The following is a 7,901-nucleotide window of genomic DNA, read 5'->3' on the forward strand; positions in this document are numbered from 1 at the left end:
ACAAGCTACAGAAATCCGAGATAGCAACACTGAAAAAAGGACGAGAAGAATTTCAGCGCTTGCAGGACAAGATAGCAGCCACCTTGACCAGTTTGGACAGCGTATCACTGCTCGACGACAGCGCAGTAAAAAACTCGCTAACCAGCTTACACAATTCGATAACCAGCTTACAGACACAGATGGAGGGCTTAGCAACCTCACAACAGGCTATGACAAGCAAACAAACCGATTTATCCAACTTAATCGGCGAATTAGAAAGGTTAAAAGAGGCTATGGCTTCCACGCTCATGGACTTCAAAAATCAGCAAATCAGTTTAAGACAATCATTGGCGCAGTTTCAGCCGTTGTTAAAGCCGTGATTGCGTTGTTCAAAAAATTATTTAATGGGTTAAAGCAGCAGGTGGTTGGGTATGCCAAGGAGGGGTTGTTACATCATGCTAATTCTGATGGGTCAATGGGACGACAGGCGACAACAAAGGAGGCGGAATCATTCGTCGATAGCCATCCGTATGATTTGTCGGGGTATGCCCAATTAACGATGACCGCTAAAAAGTTGGAAAAAGATAAAGAGTTAAGACATGAGCCGTTTAGAGGGTTTGGGCGGTAGGGGTGGATAACGGTAATTGGATGATTAGATGTAGATTAGCGAAACAAATCCCGCTGCTTATTATCTGCCAAATACCTTTTAATCAACTCACGAATCACAAAAGACTGGGAGTAGTCTTTTTCAGCACACACCCGTTTAAATTCATTGACCAAGTTCTCATCAAGACGCACGGTTAGGGCAACAGATTTTTTATCAGCGGTCTTCTTATCCGTCATGACTTAAACCCTGTAAGTAACTTACTGAAGACTGTAGGTTGTCATGAAGTCGCCACACATCCCCACCTTGTCATGTTTAAAATCCTGTTACTACAAAAACTGTACAACCTATCCGACCCAGCCATGGAAAAACAGCTAGCACGGGACTTACTATTTCGTCGCTTTGTCGGACTATCACTGACCGACAAAGTACCCGACCACAGCACTATCTGGCGATACCACAAACACCTGGGCGAGCTTGGGATTACCGAATCCTTATTTGACCAAATCAATGACCAACTTGCCCAGCAAAACATCATCATTAAAGCAGGCAGTGTTAGCATCATCGATGCCAGTATCGTTGAGGCCAAAAACAAACGACCCAAAAAAGGCAAACACACTAACAATACCCAAGATAATGAAGCTGCCTACGTCAGTAAAAAAGACAGCACAGGCAGACTAAAAACCATCTACGGTTATAAAATTCATCTCAACTGTGATGAAGACAGCTTTGTCAAAAAGGTTGAAACCACCGCTGCCAATGTTCATGACTCACAATGTTTTACCACGCTTTTAACAGGTGATGAATCCGCCGTGTATGCTGACAGTACGTATAAAAGCCAAGCCCATGATGACTACCTTGCCGAGCATGAACCACCGATAGAAAATCATATTCATGATAGAGCATGGCGTAATACTCCCTTAACCGAACAACAAAAGCTCACCAATACTCAAAAGAGTCAAACTAGGGGTCATCTGAGAATTCGGACCATAATGTACGCTAAGGAATTTTGTCGAGTTTTAATCCATGTTTCATCCAAGAAATGAGCAAAATTCTTAATAATTGATAAAAATAACATTCTATCAAACCCTTTTAATCACGAATTTACGCAGTTTGATTATATTGGCTTTGGTAGATATCAGAAAGTCGATAAACAGGCAGAAGATTAAGAAAATAAATAATTCTATGTAAAACAAGTGTTTTCCATAGGCTAGCCCTATTATCACGCAAATCTATAATGGTATAATACTCGACAAAATTCCTTAGCGTACATTATGGTCCGAATTCTCAGATGACCCCAAGGGGCGTTTTTTATTACAGGTAGTAATGGTAATTTTCTACCTAACAAAGCAACGATTATCAAGACTACCGCCCCCAGTCCTGCAATCGCACTAATCGGAATGCCCATCGGCTCTAATACAAAAAACCCGACGAGCAATGCCGCTAACACGACCCAACCTGTTATAAAAGTCGCTTTATCAGTAATGGCTGATTGCGGATTATCCACCGAACTTAGCTCATACACCTGCGGAATATCTTTGCGATAAAAACCATATAAGACAACAAGCGATGCCAGCACCGATACCAAATTCACAGGAGCCATCACCAAAGCGTAATGGTCAAATGTTACGTCAAAGAAATCAGCAGAGACAATATTGACCAAGTTAGACACCACCAGTGGCAAACTTGCGGTATCCGCAATAAAGCCCGCCGCTATAATAAACGCTAAGGTGGTGGCAGGGCTAAAGCGTAACACCGTCAAAATCGCAATCACAATCGGGGTCAAAATCAACGCCGCCCCATCATTGGCAAAGAATGCTGACACCAACGCACCCAATAGTACGATAAAGACAAATAGCTTTGTGCTACTACCTCCCGCAAGTTGAGCAACGTGCAAGGCAATCCATTTAAAAAATCCTGCTTCATCCAGCAAAAGACTGATGATAATAATCGCAATAAAGGCAAACGTCGCATTCCACACGATGTCCCATACCACAGGAATATCAGCGGTGGTAATCACACCCACGAGCAAAGCCAGTAACGCACCGATACTCGCCGTCCAGCCGATGCCCAAGCCTTTAGGTTGCCAAATCACAAAAACGAGTGTCAAAAGAAAAATACTGGCAGCTAACAACATCTCTTGTCCTTATGGGGCATTACGCTCTTTTGGCGATATTAAAAAAGGCGGTGTCATCTCAAACGGGTTACTTACTTGGCGTTGGGCTTTCGTCGCCTCTGCCCACCAATGTAGTTGCAAAAAGGTACGCCCAAAATAGCCCTGCCATTGATTGGCATCTACGCCTTCCATAAACTCGCCTTGCTCATCAAACACCTCTTGAGCTTTAGGAATATGAATCATGGCGGAGACCGATAAACAGCCCAATTCTGCTAAAAAGGTACGCATATTAACCGCTGCTCGCATCCCACCCCATTGCCCTGCTGAATAAGTAACGATGGCACTGGGTTTAAAAGAAAATAACGAACTGCCAAAATGATTTAGCAAATTCATCAACGCAGGACTCATCGCATGATTATATTCAGGGCTAACCATTACATAGCCATCCGCTTGGGCAATCTTTATCGCTAGTTGCTCTAAATAATCGGGTGCTTTGCCTTTGGCATAGGCAAAATGTGGTTTAAAAACCTGTTCTAAGGGATAATCGAGTGGGTCGATGACTTCAATGTGACTATTTGGAAACGCTACTTGAAGATAATGCTGACAAGCCAATGCCACCCGTTGTCCTAATCTTGCAGGCTTAGGGGGTGCACTGTCACGCACCGAGCCTAAAAAAATAAGAAAATGCATAGACCTCTCCCTAATTGTTCAATCCAACGACATTGACAAAGCCTAACAACGTGATATTATTTATATTAATTTAAATATTCGGATATGTAAATATATGAATGGTAGATTTTCTACAAGTGATTTTTTTAAAGCGTTAAGCGACCCTACTCGCTTAAACATTGTCCAACTATTAAGCAAGCAAGGGGCGATGTGCGTTTGCGATATTACGACTCAACTAGGTCAGCCACAACCTACTGTTTCACGCCACTTAAGCCAATTAAAAACACAAGGATTATTATCAAGTAAACGTCGGGGGACATGGATTTGGTATGAGATTGATAAGGATTTGGCAGACTGGTGTCAGAAGGTTATTGAATTAATCCCTGATACCGTCAGTGATTAATTTTTTAAGTAGGGTTAGCACAGAATTTGGAGCATATGGCACCCTAGAGAATATTCTTTTTCTTGGACATTTTTTAAATATGGAATAGAGACATTAACATGACCTTCTGTGTGTCTTTGCTTACACCATTTATGTTTATGGGTTCGTAAAAATAATCGTAAAAGTAATTTTACCATTCACTGATTCGGCATTGATGCTTGCACCCAACATATCCAAAATAGATTTTGTGATAGCCAGTCCTAGACCACTTCCCTCTTCTTTTCTTTGCCTTGAACCATCTATACGATAAAAACGATCAAATAATCGTGCTAACTGCTCTTTTGGGATTTCGGCAGCTTCATTTTCTATTTTAAACATAGTCGTATTAGCATTTTGCTGTATTTTAACTTGTATAACCGAATTATGTTTCCCATATTTAACGGCATTGGACAACAGATTGCTTAAAGCACGACGTAATAAATCAGACTGACCCCACACATTACCTGAGCCTTCTTGGACTAGGGTCATATTTTTTTCGGCAGCGACTGCATCATAAAACTCAAATAAGGCTTCTACTTCTTTGGATAATTCTATCATCTGTAGATTTTGTAAGTTAAGTCCATGTTCAGCTTTTGCTAAAAATAACATGTCAGATACCATTCTAGCTAACCGCTCAAACTCTTCAAGATTTGAAAAGAGTATTTCTTGATAGGTTTCAATATCACGATTTCGAGCTAGACAAACCTGTGTTTGAGTCAGCAGATTATTAATCGGGGTTCTAAACTCATGGGCTAAGTCAGATGAGAAATCAGAGAGTTTTTCCAAGGCTATTTCAAGCCTATCAAGCATATCATTAAAGGCAATGGCTAACGGTTGTAGCTCCGTGGGTATATTCTTTACAACTAAACGTTGTGAAAGATTTTGGGCTGAAATACCTTTTGCTACCTCTGTCATGCTTTGCACAGGCTTTAGACCTTGTCTTACTGCAAACCAGCCTAATAACATCAGACATAGACTGCCCGCTAACCCAATTAAAAATAATTGATATTTAAAATGATTTAAAAAATGTTGATGTATGTTGTTATCGACACCCACGATAATACTAACAGGCTCTTGATTGGTCGAGTTATTAATGTATGTTGAACTTACTAGACCGTGGTATTGCTTATTATCATTGACCCATTTAATCCAATCACCCTTGGTCACTTGAGCCGACTGTTGCATTTTGACTGGGTGGTATGATGAGCTAAACAATATATCCCCTTGCTTACGCTCGATTTGTAAAAAAATATCTTTATGCCCTACCATGGCATCGGTTAAATAAGCGTTTAAATATTCCAAGTCCAGATTATCTTTTTGTAGTAAATGTTCAATTCTTTGGATTTCTCCCTCGAGTAAGGTACGATCCTGATAGTCAAAATGATTCATCACTAACTTATTGACGAATAAACCCATGATTATCAGTATAAAAATAGTAGATAAGGAAAAAATAATACTAATTTTAACACTGATTGATTTAAATAGATTATGCTTCACGCTCAACCTCTAAGACATATCCCATGCCTCGTACGTTATGAATCAGTTTGACCTCGAAATTACTATCAATCTTAGTTCTCAAACGTTTAATTGCTACCTCAACAACGTTGGTATCACTATCAAAGTTCATATCCCAAATCTGAGAGGCAATTAGGGTTTTAGGGAGGATTTCACCTTGTCGCCGCATAAATAATTCCATTAAAGCAAATTCTTTAGCAGTTAAATCAATGCGATGACCTGCTCGGGTGACACGACGTTTAATCAAGTCCAACTCTAAATCAGCAATTTTAATGACATTGGTATCTTCTCTAGGCTGTCCTCGTCGTAAAATAGTTTTAATACGTGCAAGCAACTCTGCAAAAGCAAAAGGTTTGACTAGATAATCATCACCCCCTAGCTCTAGACCTTTTACTCTATCTTCAATTTGATCTCTGGCTGTTAGAAATAGTACAGGCATAGTTTTGCCACCTTTACGAATTTCGCTGATGACACTCCAACCATCTAGACCAGGTAACATAACATCTAAGATAATCAAATCATAGTCTGAGCTAAGAGCCTGATGCTTGCCTGATAAGCCATCTGCAACCCAATCAGTGACATAGCCTGCTTCAGTTAAGCCTTGTTTTAAATAATCGCCCGTTTTATGTTCATCTTCTACTAATAAAATTCTCATAAGTATCACCTAACACGAATTTTTCATGAATATCATACCGTTAAAATACTATTTTTTGTGAAAATGACAAAAATGTCATTTTTGTGTCAGTTAAATGTTGTGTGTAATAGCGTATATTAGTTTAAATAAAATAGTAGTTTATAGAATCGTTTATTATTAAACCTTTTGAGAGAACGCAAAAAACAATTGATGGAGTCACTCACATGAAAAGACGGCAACTATTACAATATGGTTTAGGACTTGCAGCAACATCAGTAATTGTTGGTTGTTCAAAAAGCCTTGAAAAGGCAGGTATGAATCATGAATCTCATAATATGAATGATATGAGTGGTATGAACCATGATATGAGTGATATGAATAAAGAAATGGGTACTATGGCAAGTGAGCAACTCATGTCGCCTAGTAAATTAGTCAAAGGTGCACCACTTGCCACACTGCCTCTCCTAGCTAATATCAGCAAACAGTCAAATACCTTTAAAGCCAGTATAACGGCAGGGGTTACTAAAAAAGTGGTGGCTGATAACAAGGAAACGGAATTTTGGCTATATAACGACACCCTAGGCGGGCAACAAATTGTAGTAACTGAAGGTGATACGGTAGAGATAAATTTTCGTAATGAATTACCCCAACCTACCACAATTCATTGGCATGGATTAGATGTGCCTGTGCAATCGGATGGCAATCCACAAGACCCGATTATGCCTGGTCAAAGTAAAACTTATACTTTTACGCTACCAGAAGGCAGTGCAGGCACTTATTGGTATCACCCACACCCACATGAACACGTTTCTGAACAGGTGTATAAGGGTTTAGCAGGCACACTGATTGTTCGTGCCAAAAATGACCCATTAGCGAGTTTAAAAGAGCAACATTGGTTAATCTCTGACCTTCGCTTGGCTGCTGATGGTCACATCCCTGCCAATAATATGAATGATTGGATGAATGGTAGAGAAGGCGAAATTGTACTTATTAATGGACAATATCAACCAAAAATCACCTTGCAAGGCGATGAAAGAATTCGCATTTGGAATGCTACCAGTGCTCGTTATCTGCGGTTAAATATACCAGGGGTAAAATGGATTGTGATTGGCACTGAAGGCGGTTTACTGGAAAGCCCTAGACCTGCGGTCGATGAGTTATTTTTAGCTCCAGCAGAACGAGTCGAGGTCATTGTACAAGGTGTGATTAAAAATGCCACTCCTTTACAAAGCTTGTATTACAACCGTCAAAAAATGATGGTACAAGAAAACCCCACCACTTTAACTTTAGCCACTGTCGGAACCCAAGGAAAAGTAGCTAGATTACCAAGTAAATTAAGAACAATCCCTGCGTGGGGTGATGTCAAAGCTCGTAAAAAAATCGTTTTTAATGAAACTATGAATGCGATGAATCATGGCACTGCTTCAGCCGTCGCTTCTACGCCCATGATGTCGCATAATATGTCAAATATGTCGATGGAAAATGGCATGCACTCCATGATGTCTAGCAACTCATCTACACAAGGGCAAGCTAGCTCTGACTTGCCACCTAGCATGATGACAGGAATGTTTACCATTGATAATAAAGTATTTGATATGAAACGCATTGACTTGACCAGTCGGGTTGGCGAAGTTGAAGAATGGGAAATACAGAATGCTTCGCACATGGATCATCCATTTCATTTACACGGCACACAGTTTGAGGTTATTCGTAAACAATGGCAAGGTAAAACCGAAACAGCCAGCTTTAGAGCCTTAAAAGATGTGGTCAATCTTCGCCCTAACGAGACCGTATGGATTCGTACCAAACAAAACCATGCAGGTTTAAGAATGTACCACTGTCATATTTTAGAGCATGAAAACCTCGGTATGATGGGTAGTTTAAAGGTTATTGGTGTCTAGAGCTAAAGGAATAATTGAATGCAAAACGCTAACGAAAATAATAGTTACACCTGCCCCATGCA

The 7,901-nt window shown here is 40.2% G+C and carries 8 protein-coding genes and 1 pseudogene; 4 read left to right on the top strand and 5 right to left on the bottom strand.

Annotated elements, in window-relative coordinates; all coding sequences use genetic code 11:
• On the top strand, positions 1 to 607 hold a 607-nt coding region (locus RT422_RS10880), incomplete at its 5' end, for a hypothetical protein (RefSeq protein ID WP_313422263.1).
• Positions 608 to 642: 35 nt separating this feature from the next.
• On the opposite strand, the gene RT422_RS10885 is transcribed toward RT422_RS10880, so the two are convergent.
• The gene (locus RT422_RS10885) at positions 643 to 822 is read right to left on the bottom strand and encodes a CopG family ribbon-helix-helix protein (protein ID WP_204155273.1); all 180 of its coding nucleotides are present in this window, start codon (positions 820 to 822) and stop codon (positions 643 to 645) included.
• A gap of 45 nt (positions 823 to 867) precedes the next feature.
• On the opposite strand from RT422_RS10885, the pseudogene RT422_RS10890 reads away from it, so the two are divergent.
• Positions 868 to 1,551: pseudogene (locus RT422_RS10890) on the top strand (IS5 family transposase); the annotation flags it as partial.
• Between the two features lie 254 nt (positions 1,552 to 1,805).
• Here RT422_RS10890 and RT422_RS10895 read toward each other — a convergent pair.
• Positions 1,806 to 2,720, bottom strand: a complete 915-nt coding sequence (locus tag RT422_RS10895) for an ArsB/NhaD family transporter (RefSeq protein ID WP_312116762.1) — start codon at positions 2,718 to 2,720, stop codon at positions 1,806 to 1,808.
• A gap of 9 nt (positions 2,721 to 2,729) precedes the next feature.
• Positions 2,730 to 3,389 carry an NAD(P)H-dependent oxidoreductase gene (locus tag RT422_RS10900; protein ID WP_312116764.1) on the bottom strand — a complete coding sequence of 220 codons (660 nt, stop codon included), beginning with the start codon at positions 3,387 to 3,389 and terminating at the stop codon, positions 2,730 to 2,732.
• Between the two features lie 94 nt (positions 3,390 to 3,483).
• On the opposite strand from RT422_RS10900, the gene RT422_RS10905 reads away from it, so the two are divergent.
• Entirely contained in the window at positions 3,484 to 3,771 is a 288-nt protein-coding gene (locus tag RT422_RS10905; RefSeq protein WP_312116766.1) for a metalloregulator ArsR/SmtB family transcription factor, read from the top strand.
• Positions 3,772 to 3,906: 135 nt separating this feature from the next.
• Here RT422_RS10905 and RT422_RS10910 read toward each other — a convergent pair whose 3' ends face one another.
• Entirely contained in the window at positions 3,907 to 5,286 is a 1,380-nt protein-coding gene (locus RT422_RS10910) for a heavy metal sensor histidine kinase (protein WP_312116768.1), read from the bottom strand.
• Positions 5,276 to 5,959 (bottom strand): heavy metal response regulator transcription factor, encoded by a 684-nt coding sequence (locus RT422_RS10915; protein WP_312116769.1) that lies wholly within the window; start codon positions 5,957 to 5,959, stop codon positions 5,276 to 5,278. The genes RT422_RS10910 and RT422_RS10915 overlap by 11 nt, the downstream gene beginning before the upstream one ends.
• 203 nt (positions 5,960 to 6,162) lie before the next feature.
• Between RT422_RS10915 and RT422_RS10920 the strand changes: the two genes are divergently transcribed.
• Positions 6,163 to 7,839: a multicopper oxidase family protein gene (locus tag RT422_RS10920; RefSeq protein ID WP_312116771.1), complete on the top strand. Its 1,677-nt coding sequence runs from the start codon at positions 6,163 to 6,165 to the stop codon at positions 7,837 to 7,839.
• The last annotated feature ends 62 nt before the right edge of the window (positions 7,840 to 7,901 follow it).

The organism is Moraxella sp. CTOTU49803 (assembly GCF_032097965.1).
Lineage (GTDB): Bacteria > Pseudomonadota > Gammaproteobacteria > Pseudomonadales > Moraxellaceae > Faucicola > Faucicola tetraodonis.